Source organism: Vaginella massiliensis (assembly GCF_900089075.1).
Classification (GTDB): Bacteria; Bacteroidota; Bacteroidia; order Flavobacteriales; family Weeksellaceae; genus Weeksella; species Weeksella massiliensis_A.
Window position 1 is genome coordinate 103,635 of record NZ_LT593747.1, and the last position, 24,356, is coordinate 127,990.

The 24,356-nt window shown below is 38.0% G+C and carries 26 protein-coding genes and 4 tRNA genes; 17 read left to right on the forward strand and 13 right to left on the reverse strand.

From position 1 onward, the window contains the following. Window positions 1–16: 16 nt before the first annotated feature. The 3 genes from BN8061_RS12300 to BN8061_RS07865 all read left to right on the forward strand — a co-directional run bounded on the left by BN8061_RS12300 (window position 17) and on the right by BN8061_RS07865 (window position 1,435). On the forward strand, window positions 17–151 hold the full coding sequence (locus BN8061_RS12300; protein ID WP_262509381.1) for a hypothetical protein: 135 nt from the start codon (window positions 17–19) through the stop codon (window positions 149–151). A gap of 88 nt (window positions 152–239) precedes the next feature. Then, window positions 240–890 (forward strand): hypothetical protein, encoded by a 651-nt coding sequence (locus BN8061_RS07860; protein WP_154662294.1) that lies wholly within the window; start codon window positions 240–242, stop codon window positions 888–890. A gap of 302 nt (window positions 891–1,192) precedes the next feature. Further along, a complete protein-coding gene (locus BN8061_RS07865; protein WP_068598191.1) occupies window positions 1,193–1,435 on the forward strand; it encodes a hypothetical protein in 243 nt (80 codons plus the stop codon). 1 nt (window position 1,436) lies between these two features. Here BN8061_RS07865 and BN8061_RS07870 read toward each other — a convergent pair whose 3' ends face one another. Further along, on the reverse strand, window positions 1,437–2,417 hold the full coding sequence (locus tag BN8061_RS07870) for a LuxE/PaaK family acyltransferase (protein ID WP_068598193.1): 981 nt from the start codon (window positions 2,415–2,417) through the stop codon (window positions 1,437–1,439). Window positions 2,418–2,435: 18 nt separating this feature from the next. Continuing rightward, window positions 2,436–4,076, reverse strand: coding sequence for a Na/Pi cotransporter family protein (locus BN8061_RS07875; protein ID WP_068598195.1), 1,641 nt, complete (start codon window positions 4,074–4,076; stop codon window positions 2,436–2,438). A 235-nt stretch (window positions 4,077–4,311) separates the two neighbouring features. Here BN8061_RS07875 and BN8061_RS07880 point away from each other — a divergent pair. The 3 genes from BN8061_RS07880 (at window position 4,312) to BN8061_RS07890 (ending at window position 4,581) form a co-directional block, all read left to right on the forward strand. Further along, window positions 4,312–4,385, forward strand: a tRNA-Thr gene (locus tag BN8061_RS07880). Between the two features lie 29 nt (window positions 4,386–4,414). Continuing rightward, window positions 4,415–4,497 (forward strand) — tRNA-Tyr (locus BN8061_RS07885). Between the two features lie 7 nt (window positions 4,498–4,504). Next, window positions 4,505–4,581: transfer RNA gene (locus BN8061_RS07890), tRNA-Thr, on the forward strand. Window positions 4,582–4,625: 44 nt separating this feature from the next. Here BN8061_RS07890 and BN8061_RS07895 read toward each other — a convergent pair. The 4 genes from BN8061_RS07895 to BN8061_RS07910 form a co-directional block, all read right to left on the reverse strand. Then, window positions 4,626–5,387, reverse strand: coding sequence for a 5'-methylthioadenosine/adenosylhomocysteine nucleosidase (locus BN8061_RS07895; RefSeq protein ID WP_068598197.1), 762 nt, complete (start codon window positions 5,385–5,387; stop codon window positions 4,626–4,628). A gap of 228 nt (window positions 5,388–5,615) precedes the next feature. Continuing rightward, window positions 5,616–5,700 (reverse strand) — tRNA-Ser (locus tag BN8061_RS07900). Window positions 5,701–5,842: 142 nt separating this feature from the next. Beyond that, on the reverse strand, window positions 5,843–6,895 hold the full coding sequence (locus BN8061_RS07905; RefSeq protein ID WP_068598200.1) for a hypothetical protein: 1,053 nt from the start codon (window positions 6,893–6,895) through the stop codon (window positions 5,843–5,845). A gap of 14 nt (window positions 6,896–6,909) precedes the next feature. Then, entirely contained in the window at window positions 6,910–7,176 is a 267-nt protein-coding gene (locus tag BN8061_RS07910; RefSeq protein WP_068598202.1) for a VF530 family protein, read from the reverse strand. A gap of 119 nt (window positions 7,177–7,295) precedes the next feature. On the opposite strand from BN8061_RS07910, the gene BN8061_RS07915 reads away from it, so the two are divergent. Continuing rightward, window positions 7,296–8,501, forward strand: coding sequence for a metallophosphoesterase family protein (locus BN8061_RS07915; RefSeq protein ID WP_068599472.1), 1,206 nt, complete (start codon window positions 7,296–7,298; stop codon window positions 8,499–8,501). Here the strand turns inward: BN8061_RS07915 and asnA are convergent, their stop codons facing one another. Continuing rightward, on the reverse strand, window positions 8,502–9,500 hold the full coding sequence (gene asnA / locus BN8061_RS07920) for an aspartate--ammonia ligase (RefSeq protein ID WP_068598204.1): 999 nt from the start codon (window positions 9,498–9,500) through the stop codon (window positions 8,502–8,504). A 312-nt stretch (window positions 9,501–9,812) separates the two neighbouring features. Between asnA and BN8061_RS07925 the strand changes: the two genes are divergently transcribed. Continuing rightward, window positions 9,813–12,848 carry an SbcC/MukB-like Walker B domain-containing protein gene (locus tag BN8061_RS07925; protein WP_068598206.1) on the forward strand — a complete coding sequence of 1,012 codons (3,036 nt, stop codon included), beginning with the start codon at window positions 9,813–9,815 and terminating at the stop codon, window positions 12,846–12,848. 56 nt (window positions 12,849–12,904) lie between these two features. Then, window positions 12,905–13,027, forward strand: coding sequence for a hypothetical protein (locus BN8061_RS12305; protein ID WP_262509382.1), 123 nt, complete (start codon window positions 12,905–12,907; stop codon window positions 13,025–13,027). A gap of 47 nt (window positions 13,028–13,074) precedes the next feature. Here BN8061_RS12305 and BN8061_RS07930 read toward each other — a convergent pair whose 3' ends face one another. Beyond that, window positions 13,075–13,647, reverse strand: a complete 573-nt coding sequence (locus BN8061_RS07930) for a PhnA domain-containing protein (protein WP_068598208.1) — start codon at window positions 13,645–13,647, stop codon at window positions 13,075–13,077. Window positions 13,648–13,855: 208 nt separating this feature from the next. Here BN8061_RS07930 and BN8061_RS07935 point away from each other — a divergent pair, with 208 nt between their 5' ends. Continuing rightward, window positions 13,856–14,698 (forward strand): ATP cone domain-containing protein, encoded by an 843-nt coding sequence (locus BN8061_RS07935; protein WP_068598209.1) that lies wholly within the window; start codon window positions 13,856–13,858, stop codon window positions 14,696–14,698. Between the two features lie 7 nt (window positions 14,699–14,705). On the opposite strand, the gene BN8061_RS07940 is transcribed toward BN8061_RS07935, so the two are convergent. After that, a complete protein-coding gene (locus tag BN8061_RS07940) occupies window positions 14,706–15,167 on the reverse strand; it encodes a DUF4268 domain-containing protein (RefSeq protein ID WP_094745914.1) in 462 nt (153 codons plus the stop codon). A 96-nt stretch (window positions 15,168–15,263) separates the two neighbouring features. On the opposite strand from BN8061_RS07940, the gene BN8061_RS07945 reads away from it, so the two are divergent. From BN8061_RS07945 to BN8061_RS07960, 4 genes are all read left to right on the forward strand, one after another. Next, a complete protein-coding gene (locus BN8061_RS07945; protein ID WP_068598213.1) occupies window positions 15,264–15,731 on the forward strand; it encodes a TlpA family protein disulfide reductase in 468 nt (155 codons plus the stop codon). 7 nt (window positions 15,732–15,738) lie between these two features. Next, window positions 15,739–16,335: a thioredoxin family protein gene (locus BN8061_RS07950; RefSeq protein WP_068598215.1), complete on the forward strand. Its 597-nt coding sequence runs from the start codon at window positions 15,739–15,741 to the stop codon at window positions 16,333–16,335. A gap of 95 nt (window positions 16,336–16,430) precedes the next feature. Then, a complete protein-coding gene (locus BN8061_RS07955; protein ID WP_068598218.1) occupies window positions 16,431–16,889 on the forward strand; it encodes a hypothetical protein in 459 nt (152 codons plus the stop codon). Window positions 16,890–16,892: 3 nt separating this feature from the next. Next, a complete protein-coding gene (locus tag BN8061_RS07960) occupies window positions 16,893–17,792 on the forward strand; it encodes an MBL fold metallo-hydrolase (RefSeq protein WP_068598219.1) in 900 nt (299 codons plus the stop codon). 35 nt (window positions 17,793–17,827) lie between these two features. On the opposite strand, the gene BN8061_RS07965 is transcribed toward BN8061_RS07960, so the two are convergent. Then, complete coding sequence (locus BN8061_RS07965; protein ID WP_068598221.1) at window positions 17,828–18,769, reverse strand: NAD(P)H-dependent flavin oxidoreductase; 942 nt, start codon at window positions 18,767–18,769, stop codon at window positions 17,828–17,830. Between the two features lie 169 nt (window positions 18,770–18,938). Between BN8061_RS07965 and BN8061_RS07970 the strand changes: the two genes are divergently transcribed. From BN8061_RS07970 to BN8061_RS07980, 3 genes are all read left to right on the forward strand, one after another. Continuing rightward, a complete protein-coding gene (locus tag BN8061_RS07970; protein WP_032132481.1) occupies window positions 18,939–19,160 on the forward strand; it encodes a DUF2795 domain-containing protein in 222 nt (73 codons plus the stop codon). Between the two features lie 130 nt (window positions 19,161–19,290). Next, the gene (gene secA, locus BN8061_RS07975; RefSeq protein WP_068598224.1) at window positions 19,291–22,626 is read left to right on the forward strand and encodes a preprotein translocase subunit SecA; all 3,336 of its coding nucleotides are present in this window, start codon (window positions 19,291–19,293) and stop codon (window positions 22,624–22,626) included. Between the two features lie 65 nt (window positions 22,627–22,691). Next, complete coding sequence (locus BN8061_RS07980; protein ID WP_068598226.1) at window positions 22,692–23,207, forward strand: YqiA/YcfP family alpha/beta fold hydrolase; 516 nt, start codon at window positions 22,692–22,694, stop codon at window positions 23,205–23,207. Here BN8061_RS07980 and BN8061_RS07985 read toward each other — a convergent pair. The 3 genes from BN8061_RS07985 to BN8061_RS07995 all read right to left on the reverse strand — a co-directional run bounded on the left by BN8061_RS07985 (window position 23,200) and on the right by BN8061_RS07995 (window position 24,319). Next, a complete protein-coding gene (locus tag BN8061_RS07985; protein WP_068598228.1) occupies window positions 23,200–23,541 on the reverse strand; it encodes a hypothetical protein in 342 nt (113 codons plus the stop codon). The genes BN8061_RS07980 and BN8061_RS07985 overlap by 8 nt on opposite strands. Next, window positions 23,525–23,875, reverse strand: a complete 351-nt coding sequence (locus BN8061_RS07990) for a phage holin family protein (RefSeq protein ID WP_068598230.1) — start codon at window positions 23,873–23,875, stop codon at window positions 23,525–23,527. The genes BN8061_RS07985 and BN8061_RS07990 overlap by 17 nt, the downstream gene beginning before the upstream one ends. A 93-nt stretch (window positions 23,876–23,968) precedes the next feature. Next, window positions 23,969–24,319: a YtxH domain-containing protein gene (locus BN8061_RS07995; protein WP_068598232.1), complete on the reverse strand. Its 351-nt coding sequence runs from the start codon at window positions 24,317–24,319 to the stop codon at window positions 23,969–23,971. Window positions 24,320–24,356: the final 37 nt, after the last annotated feature.

Consider the following 24,356-nt stretch of genomic DNA (forward strand, 5'->3'; position numbering starts at 1 on the left):
GTACGAAAAAGGCTTGATGAGCATCAGCAATCAGCATTATTCGCTTCTTGTAAAAAGACAAATAAAAATCTTGAATGCAATCGGACTGTATCAAGCCAATGTGAAATTGAATATTACCATCATCATCGTGCAAAATCCATTTCGCAACTGAAAGCTAGATTATATTCTCATATGGAAAAAAACATCCAGACAAAACTTGGGCTGTACAAGATATTCCGAGCATCGATAAGATAAAGTGTTTGTACAATCAGACAGATCAGTTAGAAAGTTTGCGTTTACATGCAAAAGGATATATCGGATATAAAAACGATTTTTATGGTAAAGAAACCGAATACAAAACCTTGTTCGACACTTGGCCAAATCTGATAAGAGAATACAAAAAAAGCTTAGAAACTTATAAATCCTCAGTCGTAGCAAAAAGTATTATGCAGAAAATTGCAAACGGAAACGATGAAAAAGAAACCTTGCAGTATGTATTGTTGTATTTTAGAGATAATTTTTCTTGGGATAAATTCTTGAGTATTTCACCCGAAAAAACCTTCGAACAGTTGATGATCGACAAATCTGGAAATCAAGCAGACCTCAATTTATCGCTTCATGAAGCTCTTGCTGCTAAAGACATTCAGGCTAGCTTGGTGTTGTTTAGTCCAAGACAGTACGCTTGGGTTTTGTTTAATTATCCCTATAGAAAACAATTCAAATCGATGAACAATTTTGTGATGCTAAAAAATGGCGAAAACACATTGATAGAAGACAGCAGAATTAGTTATACGATGTTTTATTTTGCGCCAATAGAAAAATACAACCAACGTTTTTTAGTGGTAAACAACGAAAGCGATTCTCCTTTTCTGACTACAAAACAGACTCTTTCTGAGCTCAATGTGCGATAAGATTATAAAAAAAGGTAGAAAAAAATCTTTGTACCCAAAATTTTACATTCTGTGGCCATATGAAAAATGATTGGATTGCAGCGCATTCTACCAATTTCAATGCCGATACACATTTTCTGACCGAGCTACAATAGCGAGAAGCCAGTGGCAATACTCGATTAATCTATAAATCGACCAGCAATTTTTCTACGCCAAATAAAATTTATAATCCTCTTCGAAAATTATTAGAAAATTATGTTTTTCATGGTGACAAACGTTATCAGGATATAGAATTTCAGTTTCCTTATTTTGTAAATTACGAAATGTATATTGACTTAGAACCCAACGAAAAAGTAAATTTACAACAGGTAAAAAAAGAAATTTCGTCTCCGGTTGGATTAAAGTACTTTCAGAATGGAATCATAAACAACGACAAACTTATCCTTACCTACCAATTGCTGATTCCCGAGGGATTGATAGAAGCAAAAAAAACTAAAGAAATAAAATCGTTTTTCGATGAACTGTTGCAAATAAAAAACCAAATCGTAGAAATAGAGCGTCAATAAATCAGACCACCATCAAATTGCAACCTCTCACATCGGCATGGTCGAATCTACCCATAATCTCGAAAGTTTGAGGCGATAGTTTTCGACCCAAATCATCGGTTGCGATAAAGCTACAAGAATGAAAATTTGCCAAATCTATTACGTTGACACCGCCTGTTTTTCCTTGTTCTACAAATGTGAGCGGATCTTCGGTTTCGCGTATGAGGATGTGCATCCAGTTTGGCGATTCGAAAACGCCTTTTTCTCTCAAATAGGCTTGCGAGAGCAATTCTGTCATCCCGTATTCAGAATGAATGTGCTTCGTGCCAAAACCTTTTTTTAGAATAGTATGCAATTCGGTTCGGGTGATTTCTTTTTTTCTACCTTTCATTCCGCCCGTTTCCATGACAATGGTTTGCGACAGTTGCATTGGATAATGCGCTACAAAATCCAACAATGCAAAAGAAACGCCGATGAGAATGGCTTTTTTACCCGCTTTTTCGCACGCCAACAAATCGGTGTGCAGTTGTTGATGATTGTACAAATAAAATCCACCAAAAGAAGTGTCCGATTCTTCTAACCAATAGGCGACCATATCGATGAGCGACGAACCTTCTCGCTCCAAATACGAGGGTAATAAAGCAAAAATACAATAGTCAGACAAATCGCCATAGAAATGCCTGAAACACGCCGAAAGGCTATGATGATACAGCGCCAAATCGGCAACCAAATGTTGACTGGTGTTTTGCCCTGTGGTCCCCGAACTGCTGAAAATTTTTTCGGGTTTGCATTGATTTTCGATAATAGGATATTGTTTGAAAAATCGGATAGGTAAAAAAGGAATTTCCTCTAAGCGCTTAACCTTTTTCGAGTCTACTTTCATCAATTCTACAAAATCTCTGTACACCGAAACGTGTTCAGCCTGATGCCTGAAAACAGCTAATGCCACTTCCTGAAATTCAGAAAAATTTTTTATATCGAAAACAGAATAAGGATCTACCATTCTGCAAAGGTACAAAACTTAGTTTTTGCTCAGCGTCATGTTTGCTTTGTAAATATGGTCGCCTATGAGTTCGTAGTTTTGTATCAGTTCTTTGTAGTATAAAGCGCTCAGCGTTGCCAGTTTATCTTTTTCTATGGTTTTGATCAGGTCGGCCTCTGCCAATTTGTATTGTTGATTTATTCTATGCTCGATTTCGCGAGGTTTTTCCAAATCTATTTCGTCTTTAGACGAACTCAGGTTTTGGTACAAAAAAGAAATTGCCAAATTGAGTTCTTGTTGCATCAAAGACATATGCGCACGAAGATTTGGCGTGATGAAACTGTTGCTATTTCTTCGCTTGTTGTGGATTGCCGTCATCTTTATCGCAATATCACTGATGCTTTCTAGGTGATGACAAATAACCAAAAGCTGGTTGATTCTAATCGCTTTGCTTTCATTGATTTCGAGATTGTAAATCTTCATCAGAAAAGAGGTGATTTCTTCTTCGACCTGGTCGCTTTCGTTCTCCAAATGCAATACCCGTTGTTTTAGAATTTTAAATTTTCCCTCATCGCTTTCGGTAATCATCCTACCCAATATTTGGATGGTGCGTCTGCTTATCGCCGCTAATCTTAGAATGTTTTTCGTAGCTTCGTTGAGGTACAAATTGGCATTATGACCAAATGCCGCCAGCAAGAAATTCATCTTATCCAATCGTTTGCTTTCTTGCGTTTTGATTTGTTTCTTTTCGAAATATTCACTTATCGGATTTAGAAAAAGCAAAGCGATAATTGCCGTTACCACATTGATTATCGTATCGAAAGTGATGAGTAAGATATGTGAATTGGCAATATATTGTTGTAAAAAGGAAATGATAAAAGGGACTAAAAAAAAGAAAAGCAATGCACTAAATACATTGAAACAAGTGTGAAAATTAGCCACAATTCTTGTCGATTTGTTCCCCACAAATGATGCCAACTGCGCGGTGAAAGTGGTGCCGATATTTGCCCCCAAAATCATCATAGCAGCCAATTCAAGAGGCAAGCCTTTGGTTACCAACAAGACCGAAATGGCGATCGAAGCAGATGAAAAATGCACCACCAAGGTGAGGAGTAAACCAATCACAATAAACAATAAATAGCGGGCATACAGCCAAGAAGATTGACTATTTAATAAGTCTTGTATAAAATGAAAATCGGCAATGTCTGGCAGGAAAGTTTTTAGAAAATACAAGGCAAAGAAAATCATCGTAAAACCAATCATGGTTTCACCTATCAGCCTTCTATTTCGCTGGTAAGATACATAAAGCGGAACCGCCACAATAAGCAATGGCAAAGCAATATACAACAACTGAAATTGCAGCCCAACGAGAATCAACCACAAGGTAAGTGTTGTGCCTACATTGGCGCCGATTATCAAACCGAAAGCTTTCCTTAGGTTGATGAAACCAGCATTCACAAAACTTAGCACAAAAATACTTGCCGCAGAAGAAGACTGTATAGAGGTAGTGAACACAGTTCCCGTGAGAAAAGTGGTGAAATTGTTGCGCGTGAGATTATTGATCGTATGTTGAAAACCTTCACCAGAAATCGCTTGCAGGTTATCGCTCACCATTTTCATCGCGTAGATAAAAAGAGCAATAGCACCCAAAGCTTGAAGTATGATGAGGAGTATATGCATATTGATATTAAGTCGAACAAAAATAAGTTGAACAATGTAAATTCTATGTTAACCTTTGTTTCAGTTAAAAGCCAATTTTTTTTTGTTTGATAAATGTTTGATTATCAAATTTTAGAATCAAAAACCAGAAAATAGTCCAAAAAAAGTCATTCAACAATTTGCGAGATTCAAATTTACGTTCTAATATTGCACCACGAAAAACGGGAAGTTTTTTTGAAAACCATACTTTGAATACGCCGATGTAGCTCAGCTGGCTAGAGCAGCTGATTTGTAATCAGCAGGTCGTGGGTTCGAGTCCCTCTATCGGCTCAATTTTTTCAAGGTACAATCGTTTTTCTGGGGAGATACTCAAGCGGCCAACGAGGACGGACTGTAAATCCGTTGGTTTTCACCTTCGCAGGTTCGAATCCTGCTCTCCCCACTTTTTTGCCGATGTAGCTCAGCTGGCTAGAGCAGCTGATTTGTAATCAGCAGGTCGTGGGTTCGAGTCCCTCCATCGGCTCCATTTTTTTCCAAAGTCTTTCGTTTTATTATGGAAGACTTTTTTTATTATAATTTTCTTGCTCGAATTATTTCTTCTACGATGCCCTTGCTGTATGCTCTGCCGATATGCTGTATGAAGCGCATAAAATTCACGCTCGAGTGCTCGTCGGCATCATCCGAAATGCTTCGGATTACCACGCATGGTACACCAAATTCGTAACAAACCTGCGCGACAGCAGCGCCTTCCATCTCAACACAAAGTATAGCTGATAGGCGTTGATTCAATTGTGCTTTTTTCTGATTGGTCGAAAAAAATAAATCACCAGAACCAATCAATCCGACATGAACTGTGGGCAGATGAAGCTTGAATTCTTCGATTTCTTGATCACTGAAAATTTTTTGATTTAAAACTTTTTGGGCAGCTTTTTCACTACAATTCAATAATTTTTGGTCTGCTTCGAAAAAAGTTTTACCCAACAAAGGAATTTCGTGTCTTGGCATGAGAGGTTCGGCATTCATGTCGTGCTGTACTAGCTGATTTGCAATCACTATATCTCCAATTTTTACCTTAGAATCGATACCGCCCGCGACCCCTGTAAAAATCACTTCGCTTACGGCAAAGTGTAAAATGAGCGTAGAAACAGTGGCTGCCGCCGCAACTTTTCCTATTCTAGAAAACACCACGACGACTTCTTGTTGATGGATGGTTCCGCAATAAAAGGTACGTTTGCCAAGTCTTACTTCGGTTTTATTTTCGATTAGTGGTAAAATATAATCGATTTCTTCGGGCAAAGCGCCCATGATTCCGATGCGTTTTTGATTTCTCATTTCTTGTATTTAGAGTACATGCAATAGACTTCGTATGCCAAGATGAATGGCAACGAGATTACGATTAGTAAATCATTTAGAATTCGTCTCATTCGGCAAAGATAGGTGAACAGAATTTGATTATTGAAATAATTTTGTTTTTTAGAAAAAATGCGATCTCGCAGATTTACGATCTATGAAAAGAAAAAAGCGTAACAAATTTAAAATTAAATTGTTACGCTTTTTTTGCGGAGAGAGAGGGATTCGAACCCCCGGAGGTGTGACCCTCAACGGTTTTCAAGACCGCCGCATTCGACCACTCTGCCATCTCTCCAGACGCAATCTATTGCGTGATTGCGACTGCAAATATAGAAGATTAGATGACATATTTGCAAATACTTTTTTAAAGTTTTTTACGAAATACATCTTATTGATTCGTTGTCAGTGAGATAAATTATCTTTTGACAGCATAATTTTTATTTTCTATAATTTCTGATGAGGAATTTCAGTCCCATTTCCAAAATTTCGCCCATCGATTGACATGCGTTGAAGCTGGTTTCGTGCGTGAATTTCAGCAAAGCTGTTTTCAGTTGTACTACGTTTTCGGTTGGCGCAATTTCATCTTTTTTCATTACCTCCATCAAATCTGTAAAATGGCGTTGACTGTTGAGTAGCCGTTTGGTGAGCAAGGAGCGTACTTCGCGTTGATACTGTAAAATAGAACTATTTTTGAGTTTTTCGTATACCAAATCGACCATCACACGATTTTCTTTGAAATATTGCGGACGATAAATTTTTAAGTTGCCCTCGTAGCATTGCTGATCAAAATCGATTGGTCTGATGCGGTAAATAACCTGATTGTAGTCGTGTATCGGAATTACGACATAGTTGTACGATCGCATATCTCCCAATAAGCCCAAAAAACAGCGTTCGTTGAATTTTACGAACTCTTTCGCCAATTGTGATTTCTCGAGTTCGGAACAATTTTCTAAATGTTTTTCGATGAATAAGTCGCCTGGGATGCCCAAAATATGCTCTTCGATCAGCGTATCTTTATAAATCAAAAAATTGATGCGATGCGGCGATAACAAATCTTCCAGCTCCAGCCCATAAATACGCGATGCATCAGCTTTTTTTACATAATAATTGGTATAATTATCGTTCAGTATGTTTCGCACTTTTATCCGAAAAGGTCTCGAATTGCCGAATGTGCAATATTCTATGCTGTCGACCGTGAGAAATGGCAGGTTTTCTTCATCACCATCCGAATGCAACAAATTGTAGATTCTTTTCAGATTATCTTCGATTTCCCAACGCTCATGTTCGGCATAAAAGACGCTCAGCCACAAGGTGTCTTTCCCGTCAATATCCTCAACATGTGTATAGTCGGTAAAGCGCAACAAATCTTCGTATTCTAATGCAATCTCGGTAAGGCGTTGATATTTTTCGAGATAATCGTGCAGAAAGGGTTGAATAGGATAAATGGGCTTTCTGAATTCGATTTTTACGTCTTTTCTAAAAGGATTCATAGCAGGGCGAAGTTCTATTTTTTTTGTTTTTTGATGATCGTAAGGTATAAATTTTCTACTTTTTCTCTAGCCCAAGGAGTCCTTCTCAGGAATTTTAAAGACGAATTAAGGCTAGGATCATGCGTAAAACAACGAATGTTGATTTGCTCGCCAAGCCCTTCGAATCCGCCATAATACAAGACCAACTCTTCGATGATGTCGACCAACTTTTTACCATGTAACGGATCATTAGAATGTTCTTCCACAGCTTTTTTTTTGTAAAAATAAGTTTTTCGTTTCATATCTTGCGATAAAGTATAGGATTTAGAAAAAGTTTTTAAAGAGAGACACACATTGTCGTGATTATCCTGTATTTTTGATTTTTATTGCAAAAAGAAATCGTTTTACCATAATTGTACCCATGAAAATTCTTCACACTGCAGATTGGCATTTAGGAAAAAAATTAGACCACTATACTCGTATAGAAGAGCAGATAGAGGTTTTGGACGAAATGGTATCCATTGCTGAGGAGCACGCTGTAGATATCGTGCTTGTTGCAGGTGATTTGTTCGATACTTTTCATCCCAGCACCGAAGCGGTTGATTTATTTTACAAAACTCTAAAACGATTGACAAAAAATGGCAAACGCCCTGTGATCGCAATTGCAGGCAACCACGATTCGCCAAGTTTTATCGATGCGCCAGATCCGCTTGCACGCGAATGTGGCATTTTCCTGATTGGTTATCCGCAGGCGAAAGTTTTGCCAATAACTTTAGAAGACTTTAAGATTACTCGTTCAGAAGTGGGTTTTATAGAATTGAAATTGCATTCTTACGATTATCCTTTTCGGTTGATTCATACACCTTATGCCAACGAACTGCGGTTGAAACAATACTTTGGTGAGGAAAAAGAGCAAGGGCTCAATCAAGTGTTGGCTTCTCATTGGGGACAGCTGGCTCATGATTTTTGCGATTCTAATGGAGTGAATGTTTTGATGACGCACTTGTATATGAATAGTCGAGGAGCTGATTTGCTAGACGAACCAGAAGGTGAAAAACCATTGAAAATTGGGAATGCCGATTTGGTGTTTGCCGATGCTATTCCGCAAGCGATACAATATACGGCATTGGGGCATTTGCATGCTTATAACAATATTGGGTCTGATGAAAAACCTGTTGTTTATTCGTCATCTATTTTACCGTATAGTTTTAGCGAAGCTGGTCAAGAAAAATTTGTGAATATAGTGGAACTCGAACCCAATCAACCCATAAGTCAAACTGCAATTCGTTTACGTTCTGGTAAAAAGTTAGCTCGCAAATCTTTCACAAAAATCGAAGATGCCGTAAATTGGTTGAGTAGCAACCCCGATGTTTTGGTCGAACTTACCATAGAATCATCAACCTATCTTACCGCAGAAGAACGTAAAATGCTTTATCAAAATCATGACGGAATTGTTTATTTGATACCCAAAGTACAAAACGATATTATTGCACCCAACGTTACCCAAACCATCAATTTGGATCAGGATATACGAGATCTTTTCAGAGATTATTTCAAATCCAAACATCAACAAGAACCCAACAGTGAGCTCATGCAGTTGTTCGACGAAATCAATCGTCTCGATTGATTACAGGAGTTGTATCCCGTGCTGTTGCAATTCTGTTTTTAGATTTTCGTCCCAAACACTCGACTGCACTTCGCCCACATGCTTTTTCTGTAAAAAGAACATGCAAAGTCTAGATTGTCCAATGCCACCGCCAATACTGTAAGGTAAGGATTCTGCCAAAATTTGTTGATGATAATGAAGCGATGATTTGTCTTCTTCGGCACGAATTTTCAGTTGCTTTTCCAAGGCAATTTTATCTACTCGAATTCCCATCGAAGACAATTCGATACTGTGTCCCACAACTGGACTCCACACGATGAAATCACCGTTCAGTCCGTTGCCTATTTCGGTTGCGGTACTCCAATCGTCATAGTCGGCAGCTCTTCCGTCATGAGCTTTTCCACAAGAAAGTTCACCTCCAATGCCAATGATGAATACGGCGCCAAATTCTCTCGCAATCGCGTGTTCTCGTTCTTTTGCGGTAAGTGTAGGATATTTTTGATACAAGTCTTCTGCGGTAATAAAATGGATGCGCTCGGGCAATAATAGCGATGCTATAATGTTTTCTTGCAACAGCTGCGATTCTGTTTCTTTAAGGGCAGAAAATATTTTTTCGACCGTTGTTTTCAAAAAAGCTATCGTTCGGTCTTTTTTGGTGATGTGCATTTCCCAATCCCATTGGTCCACATAGATCGAGTGCAAGGGTGAATAATCTTCGTCTGGTCTTAGCGCATGCATATCGGTAAGGATTCCTTCGTGTACCCGAATTTCGTATTCTTTCAGTTTTATTCTTTTCCATTTGGCAAGCGAGTGTACAATTACAGCTTGTGCATCTTGCAGTGCTTTCACTTTGAACTTTAATGGTCTTTCTAATCCATTCAGGTCGTCATTAATTCCCGTCCCATCCATTACCATAAGAGGCGATGAAATTTTGTGCAGTTGCAAAGCTTTTCTCAGTTTTTGTTGAAAAATGTTTTTGATTTCTTCAATTTTTCGTTCTGTTTGTAGTTTCGTTTCCATATGTTTAGCGATTTTTTTTAATAAAAAAAGCTTCTCAAAAGTTGAGAAGCTTGGGAAATTTGTTGTACAATATATTTTATAATGCTATACTTTGGTCCATAACTTCTCTGTTCGAATCTGGTTAGAATTCAAATTATTATTAGAAAAATTATTTACCGCAGTATATTTCATGTTTTCCTGATGGTTTTCGTTCTCACAAATATAAAAAAATATTTTACACATCAAAACAATCTTTTGGCGTCTGAATAATTTTAATAAATTCAATTCGATTATCGTTAATTTTGTTGTCCTAATTTTAATCGCTTTGTTACTATGATTCCTGTAAAACTCACGTTAGAAGGCTTGTATTCTTATCAAGAACGTCAAACTATTGATTTTTCTGATCTAATTGATGCCGGATTGTTTGGGATTTTTGGAACCGTAGGTTCAGGGAAATCATCAATTTTAGAAGCGATCAGTTTTGCTTTGTACGGTGAAATCGAACGACTAAATTCCAAAGAGCGAAGGGCTTACAATATGATGAATTTGAAGTCGAACCGCTCTTATATCGAATTTGATTTCTATAATTTCGAAGACCGACTTTTTCGTGCTACAAAAGAATTCAAACGGAATTCTAAACGGTATGATGATGTCGGTACGGTAACTTCTAATCTATACGAGTTCAAGGATAATAAATGGTTTCCGCTAGAGAGCGTAAATATCGAACCGATTATTGGGCTAAGTTACACAAACTTCAAACGTACAATCATCATTCCGCAAGGGCAATTCAAAGAGTTTTTAGAATTGAGCGAGACCAATCGAACAACAATGTTGAAAGAAATTTTCAACCTCGATCGTTACGATTTGCAAGAACGAGCTGCAACTTTAGTGAAAGAAAATTCGGCCCAAATCAACCAAATGGAAGGGAAGTTGCAGGGTTTTGAAGCGATTAACGAAGAAGTAATTGAAAATCAAAAAAATCAATTGGCGCAAATACTCGAAGAATGGCAAAAAGCAAAGTCAAAGGTTGAGGAAGCTCAAGAAAAATTTCAACATTTAAAATTGATAAAGGCTGATTTTCAATTGTTAGCGTCCAAAGAAGCCGAATTTGAAAAGCTGACCGAAAAGAAACGATTTGTAGACGAACAAGAGCAAATATTAAAAGAATTCGAACAGCTACAATCGCTTTTTTCTCATGATTTGAGGTTGCAGAAAAAATTGACTCAAGCTATTTCTGCCCAGCAAAAACTTATCGAAAAAGAAACCAAAACTGCAGAAATTTTAATTCAAAAACTGACTGCCCTTACAGCAAAAAAAGAACAATTGCAACAAGAATATGCGACCTTGGAAGATCGCAAAATCGAAGTTCGGGATTTAGAATTTTTAGTGAAAATCGTAGAAAATCAGGCAACATCGAAAGATTTGGAAGTTCGGGTAAAAAACGGTTTGAAAGAGGTAGAACAGGTAGAAAATGCTAAAAATAAAATCACTCAAAAAATCGTAGCGTTAGAAACTGAAATTGAGGCATTTAATAGCAGCTTGATTGATGATGAATTGTTGATGAAAATAGAAAAATGGTTTCTGGAATTGAAAACTCTACAAAGCGAACAATCGAAAATAAACGATTCAATTCGCCAGAATTCCGAGCAAATTTCTGCAATCAGCGCAACGTTGAGATCCGAAAATATTAATTTATCGGATTTTGATTTTCAGTCGAAACAAAAATTTGATTTGCTCAACGATCAAGAAAAAAAATTATCGCGCGAAAGGCAACAATTGTCCATACAAGAAAAATTGTCGACCTATGCTCAGAATCTGCACAACGGCGAGGCTTGTCCGCTTTGCGGTTCTACAGAACATCCCAACATTGTGCATATAGAAGATGTTACGAATGCGCTGACGACAATTGAAGAAAAATTGAATGCGGTCAAATCAGCTCGTGAACACGAACATCAAATCAAAACAAAAGTAGAGCAATTTCGTTCGCAATTGCAAATTTTTGAAGAGCAGTTGCAAAAAGATAAACAACAACTTTCGATCATTGAAAACAAGGCAAAAGAACACCAAAAAGCCTTCGAATGGACGATTGTTGAGCCAAATGAAAGTCTTTTTTCGAAACTCAAACAAGAGAATTTGAGTAAGAAAAACCACTTGAAAAAGCTTCAGAATGAATTGAAAAATGAGCGAGAAGTCTTGCAAAAAGCTATAGAAAATGTAGATAAATACAAACATTATGTAGAAAAATTTCAATCGCAATTGCAGGTTTTAATATCGCAAATTGAACTCAATCGAACGTATCTCAAACGCTTAGATTTCGAAGAGTTTGTACAAAAAACTCAAGAAGAACTAATACAAATACATCAAAATAGCATAGAAAAGATACAGAAATTGGAGCAAGAATACGAAGCTTGTAACCAAGAATTAATCGAGATTACGCCAAAAATTTCTTCTCAAACAACGCTCTTGACAACAGCTAAAAATCGTTTAGACGAATTGAAAACGGAGTCTGATGAATTGCAGCAAAGATTTTTAGCCAACATGCAAGCGCATCAAAAATCGAGTATGGAAGAAATCGAAAAGGTTTTAACTAAAACCTTGAATGTAAGTGAAATGAAAAAAGAAATACAACAGTTTACCATTCAGTTTTCTGCTTTACAATTACAGCTGACCGAGTTGAAATCGAAGTTGAAAGCAGTTGTGTATGATGAAGAATCCTATCTTTTGGCCGAAAAACAACTTACCGAAAACGAAGAATCGTTGAACATTTTTACAGAGAAAAAAGCAACCCTCTCGTCAGAAATTTCTCGACTTTCAACCGAATTCGAGAAGAAAAAAAATCTAATACTCGAATTCGAAAAACTGCAAAAAAGACAAGAAAACTTGAGGCTGATGAGCAACTTATTCAAAGGAGCAGGTTTTGTGAGGTATGTCTCGTTGATTTTTCTACGGCAATTGTGCGACAACGCCAATGTTCGTTTTCATCGAATGACCCGCAATCAATTGAGCTTGCAGGTAAACGACAAAGGAGATTTCGAAATCATCGATTATTTGAACGAAGGGCGTGCTAGAAGCGTAAAAACCTTGTCGGGCGGACAGGCTTTTCAGGCGTCGTTGAGTTTGGCTTTGGCGCTTGCAGAAAGTGTGCAATCGCAGGTAAAATCATCCAAAAACTTTTTCTTTATAGACGAAGGTTTTGGGACGCAAGATGCCGATGCGGTGAATGTAGTTTTCGAGACTTTGATGAGTTTGCAAAAAGACCAAAGAATTGTGGGTATTATCTCGCACGTTGAAGAGTTGAAAGAACGCATTCCTAAAGCACTCACGATAACGAAAGACGAACAAAAAGGTAGTTTTATCAATATAGTATAAAAGATTTTGGCATGATACTTGGATTGTTCTATGCAATACCATAAAACTCGAAAAATATGAACATCCAGATTAGCAACCAGAATTTAGTTCAAATGATGATGAACACTGGTGAAAAGGTAAAAATAGAAGAATATTTGAGCGCGCTCATGGAGCGAGTGAAAATAGAAACTCAAGCATAAAAAAATCCTCAGTGCGTCGACTGAGGATTTTTTTTGAAATTTATTTTTTATAATTGTTTCTTTACAAATTTTGTTAAGATTACAATTGTTTGTCCGTCAACTTTTCCTTCAATTTGCTCGTGGTTGTCATGTACTAAGCGAATATTGCGTACAGCCGTCCCGATTTTTGCATTGAGCGAAGAGCCTTTCACATCCAAATCTTTGATCAAAGTTACGGTATCGCCCGAGACCAAAATATTGCCGTTCGAATCTTTGTGTAATTCGCCACCCTCGTCTTTGCCAGCCTTTGCCCATTCTAGCGTATTGTCGTCCAGATACAACATATCCAAAGCCTCGCTTGCCCAAGCTTCATTTTGTAAGCGGTTGAGCAATCGCCAAGCAACTACTTGTACGGCTGGAACTTCGCTCCACATGGCAGTTGGCAAAATCCTTTCCCAGAAATTGGCATCCATTTCTGCTCGACGCTCGATTTGCGCTTTGCATTTTTCTGCAATATAAATACAACGATTCGGATCGTTGGCTGCATTTGGTTGCACTTCGTAAACTGATAAATCTTCGGTAGAACCGCTCAATTCGCATTTGTTGCCACTTCGTTGTTTCAATTGATCTTCTAATTTCATTCTAAATTTTTTCCTAAAATTAACAAAACCTTTTCAGATAGGCGAAGTTTCGGCATGCCAAATATTGCTTTTCTATTTTTGATTATTAATTATACTTGTCATCATTTGTAAATATTTCACAAATCTGCCATTGATTCACCGATTTTAAAGCTCAATAAAAGTTCCAACCCAAAAGAATTTTCTATATTCGTCATATAAAATTACAAAAATGCAAGTCAGAAAAAACTCGGGAGAATTGGTTCCTTTTGATATCAAAAGTCTGAAAAAATCTCTTACTCGATCAGGAGCAAATTCTATTGAAGTTGAGCAGGTTTTAGACGGTATAAACAAGGAGTTGTATAATGGGATGACCACCAAAGAATTGTACCAAAAAGCGTTTGAGGGACTGAAGAAGTTTCGCTCGTCTTACGCTGCTCGTTACAGTCTGAAGCGTGCCGTAAAAGACTTGGGACCAGAAGGTTATTTTTTCGAAAAATGGATTGCCAAACTTTTTAAAGAACAGGGTTTCGAAACAACTACTGGCATCACTGTTCAAGGTACCGCTGTAACCCACGAGATTGATGTGGTTGCTTGCAACGGAAAGGATTTAATTTTTTGCGAATGCAAATTCCGTAACGATATCGATGCCAAAATCAGTGTTACAACGCCCATGTACATTCTTTCTCGATTGAAAGATGTGATGGATAATCCTTACGAATTTTTCGGTTTGCGCATGAAGCCAACCAAAGGTTTTTTGGTGACCAATGCCTATCTCACCGCAGATTCTATAGCATTTTCTGAGCATTATGGGATAGACCTTATCTCGTGGAATTACCCCGAAGAGCATAGTATCAAGTTTTTGGTAGATCGCAGTGCGCTGTATCCGCTCACTTGTCTCACGGTGCTCACACCCGAACAAGAAAAGCATATCATGGAAAAAGGAATAATTTTGGTAAAAGAATTGGTCGCGCAACCAGAAGTTCTACAATCGCTTGATTTAGATCAAAAAACAAGAACGCAAGTTTTGAAAGAAGCCGAAGATTTGCTCGATGTTTCTTGTCTTACATGCTAACATTACCTTATTTGAAAATCTCGAAACTGTCTTGATGATCGACCCAAAAACTATCGAGGTTGAGCATATGCTCTTTAAAAAAACGAATGATGCTTGGCCAATCGCTTTCTCTGAAAACACTCACGTTTTCTAACCGTAGCCTGATGGTTGAAATCGGTTTGCCTTCTGGTGTAAAGTCCTTTTTAGACCAAATCCAATCCTCACCCAAATAAGAGTTGAGCACTAGGTTGTATTCTTCCAATTGATCCCAAATCATTTCTTGGAAATCTGGATCTGGATGGGCAATAGTAATGCTGACCTCTGCGTGCTTGTTCTCGACATTTGTTTTGAAATATATGCCTTTGACACCCGTGTTGTAATTGATCCAATTGACGCGCTCGCCATTTGCATTAGGATGCAATTTCATAAAAGAACCGTAAGCAGTCCAAAATTCTTTTTTAATCTTTGTAGCTTCTTCTTTCGAGAACAAAATATAATGTTTTTTACAAATTTAGTATTTATTTAAGAAATGCATCAAAAGCTATACAAGTTGAATATCTTAAATTTGAATCAGATACTTTTTAAAATGAAGAAAATAATCTTTACCATTGGAATGTTGCTGAGTTTCGTGCTGAATGCACAGCAGGTAAAAACGGTGAAATACGAAGCCTTGCCAGAACATTTTAATCAGAATGATAAACTTACGGTGGTGAATTTTTGGGCGACTTGGTGTGGTCCATGTGTGAATGAAATTCCGTATTTTGTACAGGCAAACGAACGGTTCAAAGATCAGGTGAATTTTGTGTATGTATCCCTCGATCAGGCCAAACAATTGCAAAAAGTAGAAGCGTTTGCCAAAAATCAAGACATGACTGGAACATTGTTGTTGTTGGATGATGCAAAACGCATGAACGAATGGATTCCGGCAATTCATAAGGGATGGCAAGGAAACATCCCGATTACCGTTTTTTACAAAAATGGCGAAAAACTTCATTTCCATGGTGAAGAAATCGACCAACAAAGATTAATCGAAAAAATAGAACAATTAAAATAATGCCACCATGAGAAATTTAGGATTTGCAGTACTATTCTTTTTATTGCAATTTACTGTTCAGGCACAATACAAAGTAGGAGATGTGGCAACAGATTTCAGACTGAAAAATATCGACAATACCAGCGTTTCGTTGAGCGATTTCAAAGAAGCAAAAGGCTTTATTGTGGTGTTTACCTGTAACCATTGCCCTTATGCAAAGGCATACGAAAACCGAATCATTGCGCTCGATAAGCAATTCAAAAAAGCAGGATATCCGGTCATCGCGATCAATCCGAACGATCCAGAAGTTCAGCCAGAAGACGGATTCGAGGAAATGAAAATTCGAGCAAAAGAAAAAGGATTTACCTTTCCGTATTTGTTAGACGAAGGTCAGAAAATTTTCCCACAATATGGAGCGCTCAAAACGCCTCATGTTTACCTGCTGCAAAAACAAGCAAAAGGCAATGTGGTGAAATACATTGGTGCGATTGATGACAACTACGAAAAAGAGAACGAAGTGTCTGTAAAATATGTAGAAAATGCGGTGAACGCCCTTTTGCAAGATAAAGCTATCGAAACCGAAAATACGCTCGCCATTGGATGTACCATAAAAGTAAAAAAATAAAAACTAAAAAATCAACACACAAAAGCATCCAAACGATTTGGATGCTTTTGTTTTTTCTTGTAAGTTTATCTCATGACAATTAAAAAATATTAGCAATGAGAAAAAAAATATATAATCGTAAAGATGTAATCGAACATTTAATCAACCTGAAAAGAGAAGAAATAAAAGGCTTGGAAGAATCGTATAAAATTTATGCAGAAAGTGCAGATTTAGACGAAGATTCAAGTTTAGAATTAGACGACTTTGCCCAACAAACCTTATCTACAGAGTCGGCAAGAAATCTTCAGTTGAGAATCGACGCCGAGCGAGAAAAACTAAATCAATTCATCAATCTTCGACCAGAATTGGTCAACGAAATCACAGAAGGCAATGTGGTGCTTACAGACAAGGTGAATTTTGTGATCGGCATGGCATTCAAAGATTTCGAGTGGGAGGGAAAACGATTTGTCGGAATCAGTACCAAAGCCCCTATTTTCGAAGCTTTGGTAGGCAAACGAGCAGGCGATCAAGTGCAATTCCATGATATTGTCTATAACATCGAACAAATATTATAAACAATGAACAAAATACATGTTGTTGATCTACACTTCTTAGGAGAAAAACATGCCATAGGCGCGTTTCTAATCGAGTCGAAGGTCGGCCCAATTCTCATCGAAACTGGTCCCGAAACCACCTATGAAATGCTCTGTAAAGGAGTAGAGGCAAAGGGTTTCAAAATACAAGATATTCAACATGTTTTATTGACACACATCCACTTCGATCACGCTGGAGCTGCATGGAAGTTGGCACAGCACGGCGCCACAATCTATGTGCATCCTGTGGGCTTGCCTCATCTTGCAAATCCAGAAAAATTATGGAATTCGGCTGCCTTAATTTATGGCGATCAGATGGATTGCTTGTGGGGAGCGATGAAACCAATTCCAGAAAAACAGTTGGTCGGAGTGGACGATGGCGAAGAATTGGATTTTGACGATGTGAAAATCAACGTGCTTTACACGCCTGGACACGCCGTGCATCACAACGCATACCAGTACGAAGATGTAATTTTTACTGGCGATGTTGCAGGGGTGAAAATAGGCGATGGGCCAGTAGTCGCTCCTTGTCCGCCACCTGATATCAACATAGAACTTTGGAAATCTTCTATCGAGAAAATAAGAAATGCAAAGCCTCGAATGCTCTACCTTACGCATTTTTCCGAGCAACTCAATCCCGATTTATTGTTATCCGAATTGAGCATGACATTGGACAAATGGGCGAGTTTTATCAAGCCGTTTTATGATCGTCAAACTCCTGCAGATCAAATTGTTCCAGTATTTATGGAGTTTGTTCAGAATGATTTACGGTCGAAAGGATTGGACGAACACGACATTCAAGTTTACGAATACGCTAACCCAAGTTGGATGTCGGTAAACGGATTGCTGAGGTATTGGAAACTCAAAGATCAAGGACGTCTATAAAAAATTAAAGCTGTTCATTTCGAACAGCTTTGTTGTTAAATATCCATCAGCCTATTTTTCGCTTGTTGATATTCTTTCAAAAGATTATCAAAAACCTGATCTACCGATAAGATTTCTTTAATCAACGAACTTACTTGTCCGATTTCCAATTCACCTTCTTCCAAATCTCCTTCAAACATTCCGCGTTTTGCTCTTCTTTTACCGAGTAACGCAACCAATTCATCTTTGGTCGCACCGTTTTCGTAGGCCTGTTGCACCTCTTCGAAGAATTTATTTTTGATGAGTCTTACTGGGGCAAGTTCCTTTAGGGTCAAAAGAGTGTCACCCTCATTCGCTTTTACGATTTCATTTTTGAATAAATCATGAGCTGAAGACTCAAAAGTAGCGGCAAAGCGAGACCCAATCTGCACTCCATCTGCACCTAAAGCCAGCGCTGCAGCTATTTGTGAACCATGTCCAATGCCACCAGCAGCAATTACTGGGATGTCAATATTTTGTACAACATTGGGTATGAGGCACAAAGTGGTAGTTTCTTCTCTACCATTATGTCCGCCAGCTTCAAAACCTTCTGCAACAACAGCGTCTACGCCAGCCTCCTGAGATTTCAAGGCAAATTTTGCACTACTCACGACATGAGCTACTTTTATTCCTTCAGTTTTCAGGTGTTGAGTCCAGGTTTTTGGATTTCCAGCTGATGTGAAAACGATTTTGACTCCTTCTTGTATGATGATTTCCATGATTTCTTCTATATTCGGATAAAGCATCGGTACATTCACGCCAAAAGGCTTGTCGGTTGCTTGCTTGCATTTTTGGATATGCTCTCGCAATGTGTTAGGATACATACTTCCCGCTCCGATAAGTCCCAATCCACCCCGATTTGATACGGCTGAGGCGAGCTTCCAACCCGAATTCCAAATCATTCCTCCCTGTACTATCGGGTATTTTATCTTAAATAATGCTGTGATTCTTGTATTCATTTTGTTAAATTAGTTCGTTAAAAATACTCATTTTTATTTATTTCGAAATAGCCTTATTGGGGTCGAAATATGACAGTTTGACTTTGGCAAATTTTTTGATAGTGACAGCCAAAGAGTATGAAAGATTTTTAATTGAAATATTTAACCGAATTTTATAAACAGAAAATATATGTATTGGACGTTAGAATTAGCATCGTATCTGAGTGATGCGCCTTGGCCAGCAACAAAAGACGAATTGATCGATTATGCCATTCGTACTGGAGCTCCTTTGGAAGTTGTAGAAAACCTTCAATCTATTGAAGATGAGGGAGATTCTTATGAGAGCATCGAAGAGATTTGGCCAGATTATCCAACGGATGATGATTTCCTTTGGAACGAAGATGAGTATTAAAATGTGAAAAGCCCAAGAAAGGGCTTTTTTCTATCATAATATTGCCTGAATTTTCATTGAACTTTAAAGGTTTAATGTATATTTGTCACGCATAAAAAGTGGGTGATTTGCCCAAAATACAATAGAGAATATGAGTATATTAGACAAAATACTGAAAGGTTTTCTTGGCGATAAGAATGCAAAAGACGTAAAAGAATTACAAAAATATGTCGATCGTGCAAATGCAACTTACGAATCGTTGAAAACCTTGAGTCATGACGAATTGAGAAACAAAACGGTTGAATTCAAAAATAAAATACAAGAAGCTACTGCCGATTACAGAGCTCAAATAGAACAGCTAAAAAAAGAGGTTGAAGAGATCGAAGATTTTGATCAGAAAGAAGTTCTCTACAACAAAATAGATGAAATCAACAAACAATCTTATAAAGTAGAAGAAAAAGTTCTTGCCGAAATCTTACCAGAAGCATTCGCTGTAATGCGAGATACTGGTCGTCGATTTTCAGAAAACAAAGAGATTGTGGTATCGCTTACAGAATTCGATAAGCAGGTTGCTTCAAGAAAAACCAACGTGCAAATTGACGAAGCTAACGGCAAGTCGATCTGGAGCAACACTTGGGATGCAGCTGGTAAATTGGTGACTTGGGACATGATCCATTATGATGTGCAATTCATTGGTGGGGCTGCCTTACACTTAGGTCGAATTGCAGAGATGCAAACGGGTGAAGGTAAAACCTTGGTGGCAACCCTACCCGTATACCTGAATGCGCTTACTGGTCGCGGTGTTCACTTGGTTACCGTAAACGATTATTTAGCAAAACGTGACTCGGCTTGGATGGCTCCAATTTTTGAATTTCATGGTTTGAGTATTGACTGTATCGACAACCATCAGCCCAATTCAGAAGGTAGAAGAAATGCTTACCGTTGCGACATTGTCTATGGTACCAACAATGAATTTGGTTTCGACTATTTGCGCGATAATATGGCATCTACGCCAGACGCCCTTGTGCAACGCGAGCTCAATTTTGCCATTGTCGATGAGGTCGATTCGGTTTTGATCGATGATGCTCGTACTCCATTGATTATCTCTGGACCCGTTCCGCAAGGAGATCGTCATGAATTTGATGTATTGAAACCAAAAATCGAAAGATTATACCATATCCAACGCGAAGAATTAGGAAAAACCCTGAACGAAGCAAAAAAATTATTTGCAGAAGGAAATTTGAAAGACGGTGGTTACAAATTATTCCAAGTTTATAGAGGATTACCAAAATACAAACCTTTGATCAAATTCTTGTCACAAGAAGGGGTAAGAGCACAATTACAAAAGACAGAAGGGCATTTCATTGCCGATAATAATCGCGAAATGCACAAAGTAGATAAGCATCTGTATTTTGCAATTGATGAAAAAAATAATCAGTCTGACCTGACAGATAAAGGAATTGAATACCTATCTAAAGGAATGGAGGACGATCAATTCTTCATCTTGCCAGATGTTTCGACCGAGTTGGCAAAAATCGAAAATTCTGGTTTGTCGAAAGAAGAAATCGTATTGAAAAAAGAGGAATTCTTCCGAAATTATTCAATCAAATCAGAACGCATTCATTCATTAAACCAATTATTAAAAGCCTATACCTTATTCGAAAAAGACATCGAATATGTGGTCATGGACGGTGAGGTGAAGATCGTTGACGAACAAACTGGGCGCATCATGGACGGTCGCCGTTATTCAGACGGATTACACCAAGCATTAGAAGCCAAGGAGAATGTGAAAATCGAAGCTGCAACCCAAACTTTTGCAACCATTACCTTGCAAAACTATTTCCGTATGTACAACAAACTGGCTGGGATGACAGGTACTGCCGAGACAGAAGCGGGAGAGTTTTGGGAAATTTATAAATTGGATGTTGTGTCGATTCCGACCAATCGCCCAATTGCTCGTCAAGACAAAAACGATTTGGTTTTCAAAACCAATCGAGAAAAATATAAAGCAGTTATCGAAGAAATAGAGCGATTAGCAAAAGTAGATAATCGGCCTGTATTGGTTGGTACTACCAATGTAGAGGTGTCCGAATTGCTTTCTAAAGCCTTAAAATTAAGAGGAATTCCTCACAATGTATTGAATGCTAAATTGCACAAAAAAGAAGCCGATATCGTGTCAGAAGCTGGTCGCCCAGGAACTGTAACCATTGCCACAAATATGGCGGGACGTGGTACCGACATCAAACTCACCGATGAAGTGAAAAACCATGGCGGTTTGGCAATCATTGGTACAGAGCGTCACGACTCTCGACGTGTAGACCGTCAGTTACGAGGGCGGGCAGGGCGTCAAGGCGATCCAGGTTCATCGCAATTCTTCGTATCTTTAGAAGATCCATTGATGCGATTGTTCGGGTCTGAAAGAATTGCCAAATTGATGGACCGTATGGGGCATAAAGAAGGCGAAGTCATCGAGCATTCGATGATTACAAAATCTATCGAGCGTGCCCAGAAAAAAGTAGAAGAAAACAACTTTGGTATCCGTAAACGCTTATTAGAGTACGACGATGTCATGAACAAACAGCGAGAAGTGATTTATAAACGTCGTAAAAATGCCTTATTTGGCGAACGATTAGGTGTCGACATTGCCAATATGATTTACGATGTTGCAGCAGCTGTTGTGCGCGAAAACAAAGACATGGAGAGCTATGCCGATTTCGAGTTGGATTTGATTAAATACTTCACCATGGGAAGTCCGGTGACTGAGGATGAATTCAAATCGATGAACGTTCGCAACCTGACAGACAAAGTTTACGAAGCAGCATTATTAGACTACAAAAATCGTAAAGACTACTTAATGGATACTGCTTATCCTGTGATTGCAAATGTGTACGAAAATCAAGGGAATATTTTCTCTAGAATTCAGGTGCCGTTTACCGATGGTCTTCGCACGATTACGATTTTGACAGACCTCAAAGAATCTTATGAGTCTCATTGCAAATCATTGATTCGTGATTTTGAGAAAAATATAGTTTTGAGCCTGATCGATGAAAATTGGAAAGAGCACTTGCGCGATGTGGATGATCTGAGAAGAACATCACAAAATGCAACCTACGAGCAAAAAGACCCGTTGGTAGTTTACAAACAAGAATCGTTCTATATCTTCCAAAGAATGTTGGATACGCTGAACAAAGAAGTGGTTTCGTTCTTGTTCAAAGGCGAGTTGCCACAGTCACAAAACAATAACGAAGAAGATATAAAACAAGCAAAAGAACAACAACCAGAGCAGGTGCAAACCTCTAGAGGTGAAGAAGTTGTAGAAGACGAAGATGCAACACAAGAAAAACAATCCCCTATGCAAGTAGACAAAGTTGGGCGAAATGAAAAAGTTAATATCCGACATCGCTCGACTGGAGAAATTAGAGAAGTGAAATTCAAACAAGCCGATTCTTATATCCAAACAGGCGAGTGGGAATTGACCGAGAAATAATGTATTCTTTATGAATAGGATGAACCATTGCAGCGTTTCTGCAATGGTTTTTTTATTTTGAAAACATGAACAAAAAACCAAATTTATTATACCTACACGGTTATCAAGGATATGTCACAGAGGAGAAAAAGGCATTTCTAAAGCAGATTTCCAATGCTTTTTATCCGCAAATCGATTACGATTTAGAAGCGAATACCTTATTCGATAAATTGTTGAATTTGGTAGAAGAGCACGATATCCAACTGATTTCTGGTACGAGTTTGGGTGCTGTGATAAGCTATTTGATCGGGATGCAGAAGAGTTTGCCTATGTTGTTGTTCAATCCGGCGGTAAGTGCAATCGAACAATTGTCAACTTTTATCCCTTTTGAATATGATAATTTGCAAATAGTAAAGCCTGCCATGGTCGTTGTTGGCGAACAAGACGAAATCATTCCTGCCTCAACTCAAGTTAGTTTTTTCGAGTCTATGGAGCATGTTTCTTTATACCAATGGTCAGAGATGACACATTTTGTAACGCTTTCGCAGTTTGAGAAAGCATTCAGGCTCTTTTATGAAATGTTAGAAAATCAACCTATCTAAAAAGGCGATCTTGTATAAAATTTTGAAGTTTCGAAGTGATGATCGGAACGGCAATAATGACCAAACCAGAAAGAATAACTTTTGATAAACCGCCCAAAGGATATCGCGTCGAAATCTTATCAGAAAGAAAATTCAACGAGCGTTCTATACCGTTAGAAGCGTACGTGTCATCGGTTGTGACATTTTCTATGAATCCCATTGTTTTACCTAGGAGCGAATTGTCATGCGCAGTTTCTCTTCTTTTCATTTCGCGTTGCAAATGGCGTTTGGCAGCGCGTAATTCGTCGAGGTTCCTAATCGGTTGACCTGGCGTGTAATTAATCTTCTTCTTCATCTTCGTCGTCGTCTTGGTTAGTAATGGCATTCATCGAATTCGCAATCACAATATTGGTAAGCAACAATTTGATTTTTTTACGAAATAAAATACAAAGTATCAAAAACAGCAGATAAAGACCAGTAACCACAAGGAAACCAATGCCATTATCATCGAACAATTGACCTAAAACAAATCCTACAGCAATGCTGCCCAACAAAATTAAAAACAAAGAAAAAACTGCAATGATCAAACCGTAAACTCCACCAGCAATCATATGGCTTACAGAGTCTACCACTTCATATTTGGTAAGGGTAATACGATTGTTGATATAGGATTTTAGATCTTTGAACATGTAAAAAGTATAAGTTATAAATTATAAGCTATAAACTATTAGTTATAGAAACAAATATAATGATATTGTATTATGATTGAAAAAAATGTAGGATTAAACTCCTACATTTTTTTGAAACTCGTCTTGTGCCTCGTGTAACTTATCTTTAGCATCGTCTTTTGCTTTTGTAGCCTTAGCTAAAAGATCGTCTTTTTGGTCTGCTAATTTATTTTTGATTTCCTCCAATTTGCACTCCAAATCTTTTTTAGTTTGCTTTGCTTTATCAGAAAAATCGTTTGCATATTTATCCAATTCTTTGCGTAACTTATCTGCTTCTTTACGAAGTTTTTTACGTGATTCTTCACCAGACTCTGGCGCATATAATAATCCTACCACTGCTCCGATTGCGGTACCGATAGCTAATCCTGCTAAAAGTTTTGTTGCGTTGTTCATTTTATTACTCATAATAATTTTTTTTAATGTTATTAAACGTTTGTAATTT

Bases quoted from the DNA above. Each gene is read 5' to 3' on its own strand.
- BN8061_RS07985 (WP_068598228.1), bottom strand. From the start codon at position 23,541: ATGAAGAAGAAGATTAATTACACGCCAGGTCAACCGATTAGGAACCTC.
- BN8061_RS07980 (WP_068598226.1), top strand. From the start codon at position 22,692: ATGAACAAAAAACCAAATTTATTATACCTACACGGTTATCAAGGATAT.
- BN8061_RS07870 (WP_068598193.1), bottom strand. From the start codon at position 2,417: ATGGTAGATCCTTATTCTGTTTTCGATATAAAAAATTTTTCTGAATTT.
- asnA (WP_068598204.1), bottom strand. From the start codon at position 9,500: ATGGAAACGAAACTACAAACAGAACGAAAAATTGAAGAAATCAAAAAC.
- BN8061_RS07935 (WP_068598209.1), top strand. From the start codon at position 13,856: ATGCAAGTCAGAAAAAACTCGGGAGAATTGGTTCCTTTTGATATCAAA.
- BN8061_RS07875 (WP_068598195.1), bottom strand. From the start codon at position 4,076: ATGCATATACTCCTCATCATACTTCAAGCTTTGGGTGCTATTGCTCTT.
- BN8061_RS07865 (WP_068598191.1), top strand. From the start codon at position 1,193: ATGTATATTGACTTAGAACCCAACGAAAAAGTAAATTTACAACAGGTA.
- BN8061_RS07960 (WP_068598219.1), top strand. From the start codon at position 16,893: ATGAACAAAATACATGTTGTTGATCTACACTTCTTAGGAGAAAAACAT.
- BN8061_RS07990 (WP_068598230.1), bottom strand. From the start codon at position 23,875: ATGTTCAAAGATCTAAAATCCTATATCAACAATCGTATTACCCTTACC.
- secA (WP_068598224.1), top strand. From the start codon at position 19,291: ATGAGTATATTAGACAAAATACTGAAAGGTTTTCTTGGCGATAAGAAT.
- BN8061_RS07915 (WP_068599472.1), top strand. From the start codon at position 7,296: ATGAAAATTCTTCACACTGCAGATTGGCATTTAGGAAAAAAATTAGAC.
- BN8061_RS07955 (WP_068598218.1), top strand. From the start codon at position 16,431: ATGAGAAAAAAAATATATAATCGTAAAGATGTAATCGAACATTTAATC.
- BN8061_RS07965 (WP_068598221.1), bottom strand. From the start codon at position 18,769: ATGAATACAAGAATCACAGCATTATTTAAGATAAAATACCCGATAGTA.
- BN8061_RS07925 (WP_068598206.1), top strand. From the start codon at position 9,813: ATGATTCCTGTAAAACTCACGTTAGAAGGCTTGTATTCTTATCAAGAA.
- BN8061_RS12300 (WP_262509381.1), top strand. From the start codon at position 17: ATGAGCATCAGCAATCAGCATTATTCGCTTCTTGTAAAAAGACAAATA.
- BN8061_RS07930 (WP_068598208.1), bottom strand. From the start codon at position 13,647: ATGAAATTAGAAGATCAATTGAAACAACGAAGTGGCAACAAATGCGAA.
- BN8061_RS07950 (WP_068598215.1), top strand. From the start codon at position 15,739: ATGAGAAATTTAGGATTTGCAGTACTATTCTTTTTATTGCAATTTACT.
- BN8061_RS07945 (WP_068598213.1), top strand. From the start codon at position 15,264: ATGAAGAAAATAATCTTTACCATTGGAATGTTGCTGAGTTTCGTGCTG.
- BN8061_RS07905 (WP_068598200.1), bottom strand. From the start codon at position 6,895: ATGAATCCTTTTAGAAAAGACGTAAAAATCGAATTCAGAAAGCCCATT.
- BN8061_RS07910 (WP_068598202.1), bottom strand. From the start codon at position 7,176: ATGAAACGAAAAACTTATTTTTACAAAAAAAAAGCTGTGGAAGAACAT.
- BN8061_RS07970 (WP_032132481.1), top strand. From the start codon at position 18,939: ATGTATTGGACGTTAGAATTAGCATCGTATCTGAGTGATGCGCCTTGG.
- BN8061_RS07895 (WP_068598197.1), bottom strand. From the start codon at position 5,387: ATGAGAAATCAAAAACGCATCGGAATCATGGGCGCTTTGCCCGAAGAA.
- BN8061_RS12305 (WP_262509382.1), top strand. From the start codon at position 12,905: ATGAACATCCAGATTAGCAACCAGAATTTAGTTCAAATGATGATGAAC.
- BN8061_RS07995 (WP_068598232.1), bottom strand. From the start codon at position 24,319: ATGAGTAATAAAATGAACAACGCAACAAAACTTTTAGCAGGATTAGCT.